We start from the raw sequence: 3,316 nt of genomic DNA on the forward strand, positions 1-3,316 counted from the left end.
CGTCGAGCACGTCGGGGATGCGCCGCATCGTGCTGGCCCCGGTCGGGTCGTCGGGGTTGGGCCGGGTCAGCTCGTCGATGAACGGCCGGTGCAGATTGGTGGGGCGCACCCCGAAGTCGCGTTCGAGTTCGTCGAGGCTGCCGTAGACGTCGATCCTCGGGTAGGCGGGGTCGTCGGACTTCCACACCGGAATCGGGGTGCCCCAGTAGCGGTTTCGCGAGATCGACCAGTCGCGGGCGCCCTGCAGCCACTTGCCGAACTGGCCGTCCTTGACGTGCTCGGGATACCAGGTGATCTGTTGGTTGAGCTCGACCATGCGGTCCCGAAATTCGGTGACCGCGACGAACCATGACGACACCGCCCGGTAGATCAGCGGATTGCGGCATCGCCAGCAGTGCGGGTAGGGGTGCTCGTAGGTTTCGTGGCGCAGCAGCACCGCCCCGTTGGCCGCGGCCGGGCCGCTGCCGTTCTTCAGGTCGCGGATGATGTGCGGGTTGGCGTCAAAGACGTGCTGCCCCTGGTAATCCGGGACTGTGGCGTCGAACCGCCCCCTGGAGTCGACCGGCGTGACCGGGACGATGCCGACCTTGTCGGTGGTGGCCATGTCGTCCTCGCCGTAGGCCGGCGCCATGTGCACGATGCCGGTGCCGTCCTCGGTGGTGACGAACTCGCCGGGCAGCACCTGAAATGCCTTGGCCGTATCCATGAAATACGGGAACGGCGGCAGGTACCGCGTGCCGAGCAGGTCGGCGCCGACATAAGTGGCCAGGATCTCGGGTTCGTCCCCCAGCTCGCGGGCGTAGGCGGCCAGCCGCGGCTCCGCGAGCACGAAACGCTTGCCCTGCGACCGGACTTCGACGTAGGTCACCTCGGGATTGACCGCGACGGCGAGGTTGGACGGCAGGGTCCACGGTGTCGTCGTCCAGATCAACAGATGTGCCCCGTCCAGCGAGCCACCGACCACCGTGAATCCCACCGTCAGGGCGGGATCCTGCCGGCTCTGGTACACGTCGTCGTCCATCCGCAATTCGTGGTTGGACAGCGGGGTTTCGTCGCGCCAGCAATACGGCAACACCCGGTAGCCCTCGTAGGCCAGGCCCTTGTCCCAGAGTTGTTTGAACGCCCAGATCACCGACTCCATGTAGGGCAGATCCAGCGTCTTGTAGTCGTTGTCGAAGTCGACCCAGCGCGCCTGGCGGGTGACGTAGGCCTGCCACTCGTCGGTGTAGCGCAGCACCGAGGCGCGGCAGGCGTCGTTGAACGCCGCGATGCCCATGTCGTCGATCTGCGATTTGTCGGTGATCCCGAGCTGGCGCTCGACCTCGAGTTCGGCGGGCAGCCCGTGGGTGTCCCAGCCGAAGCGGCGCTCCACCTTGTAGCCGCGCATGGTGCGGTACCGCGGGACGATGTCCTTGACGTAGCCGGTGAGCAGGTGACCGTAGTGCGGCAGCCCGTTGGCGAACGGCGGCCCGTCGTAGAACACGTATTCCGGTGCGCCCTCGCGGCGGGCGATGCTGGCCCGGAAGGTGTCGTCGCGGGCCCAGTAGTCGAGCACCTCGAGCTCGAGCGCCGGGAAGTCCGGCGCTCCTGGCTTCGGGTAGGCCTGAACCTCAGCGTTGTCGGTCACGATGCGCGTTGTCTCCTGTGCCACGGTGCAAACCGGGGACGACGACGCGCTGGCTGCGCGAGCGCCGCGGTACCACCCCGCTTGCCGCGCTTTCGCGTGGCCACTCGATGACGGCTGTGACGGGCCTACCCGTTCGGTTCTACTGGGCCACGACGGCTGTTCTTCCGAAGGCTCCCCGGTGATGGCCGGATCGATGCCAGTAAGACGATTCTACGAAGACCCGCAAATCCGGGTGCACTCCAAGGGGTCGCCAGGGCGCAGAACTACGTCTGCGACCAGGCGACCCCTTGGAGCCCGAGTTGCTCGACGTCCATCGGAGTTCGGCTTCAGGCCCGGACTTCGAGGACGCCGACGCGCCACAGCGCGGCGTACACGTGACGCAGCGGCACGCTCAGCAGCCGAGCGGCGCCGTCCACCAGCGGGTCGCTACCGGCGCCGAACGGCGGGGTGTCGGCGCGGCGGCGGCCCTTGGCCACGGGCGCCTGCGCGACGGCCGGAACGGTGTCGGTGTCGCGCACCACGGTCAGCGTGCGCGCGGGCGCTACGGTCACCACTTGGTCGTAGAGAACTGCGGTCATCATCGCCTCCTAGAGGGGAGATCCAACGGGGATTGATTGGACTGACGTGTCCCGCCCCGTGTCGGTTCCGATCTCGAGAACGCTTGGCCGATAACCACTTAGCGTTGCGACGACTCAGCCGAGCAGGTCGCGCCGGAGACCGGATGGGGACGAAACACAGTTCGGACTTCGATCCGGACTATCGCTAGAACGCATCTGTCCCTCACCTCCTCGCGGTCACGACGCACGCGCGGTTCGCGTGCGATCTATGCGCAGCAAAGGAGCAGAACCCGACGACCGCCGGAGATCCGCACCCCTCTCGTCAGAGCTTCGGCACCACACGACGTGTCCTGGCCTGGACAAACAATCCGAGCCGGAAGCCACCTGGGCTCAACCCTTAAGCCGGGAGGAGCTGTCCTGACCCGGGGCGTCTTTCGACGTTCGGGGTCAGTGGCCTGTATTCGTGTAGACGCCTCACCTAACGAGGTGCATACCCGACCGATAATGCACGACGGGTATGACGCGGTCAAATCCCTGGATGGCGAGTCGGGGATTCTGTGCGGATTCCTGCGGCGAGCACCCAGCATCCGGTCAGGTTTGCGACCCTGACCTGGACAAACGACTCGGGATCACTTGTCGACCAGGCCCTCGAGCCGGCCGATCGTGTCGATGAATTCCTCGACCATGTCGAGCACCACCGAGCGCGTCGGGCGGACCCGGTCGAGCGAGCCGACCACCTGCCCGACGAAGTAGGTGGCGAGCTCACGCGCCTTGGCGCCCGCCTGCGCGGCGGCGGCGTTGATGCGCACCTGCGGCTCGGTGACCAGGGCGGTCTGCAGCGGCATGCCCAGCGGGTCGGGGTTTTCCGGCCGTTCCCACTCGTCGGTCCAGGCGGTGCGCAGCATCCGCGCCGGCTTGCCCGTCATCGAGCGCGACCGGACGGTGTCCGACGAGCTGGCGGCCAGGAACTTCTCCTTGACCACGGGCACGGTCTCGGCCTCTTCGGTGGTCAGCCACACCGAGCCGCACCACACGCCCTCCGCGCCCAGGGCCAGCGCCGCCGCGATCTGGCGACCGCGGGCGATCCCTCCGGCGGCCAGGACGGGCACCGGCGCCACGGCGTCGACGACCT

The 3,316-nt window shown here is 67.5% G+C and carries 3 protein-coding genes and 1 riboswitch; all 3 genes read right to left on the bottom strand.

The window, feature by feature from the left end; all coding sequences use genetic code 11:
• On the bottom strand, window positions 1–1,627 hold a 1,627-nt coding region (locus A5622_RS00590), incomplete at its 3' end, for an isoleucine--tRNA ligase (RefSeq protein WP_082994497.1).
• A 326-nt stretch (window positions 1,628–1,953) separates the two neighbouring features.
• Window positions 1,954–2,205: an Rv1535 family protein gene (locus A5622_RS00595; RefSeq protein WP_066871306.1), complete on the bottom strand. Its 252-nt coding sequence runs from the start codon at window positions 2,203–2,205 to the stop codon at window positions 1,954–1,956.
• A gap of 286 nt (window positions 2,206–2,491) precedes the next feature.
• Window positions 2,492–2,677: riboswitch (M-box (ykoK) riboswitch) on the bottom strand.
• A 136-nt stretch (window positions 2,678–2,813) separates the two neighbouring features.
• Window positions 2,814–3,316 (bottom strand): nitronate monooxygenase (locus A5622_RS00600; RefSeq protein ID WP_197507917.1); only part of this gene is annotated, 503 nt, incomplete at its 5' end.

This window comes from Mycobacterium sp. 1245801.1 (assembly GCF_001673055.1).
In the GTDB taxonomy this organism is placed as follows: Bacteria; Actinomycetota; Actinomycetes; order Mycobacteriales; family Mycobacteriaceae; genus Mycobacterium; species Mycobacterium europaeum_A.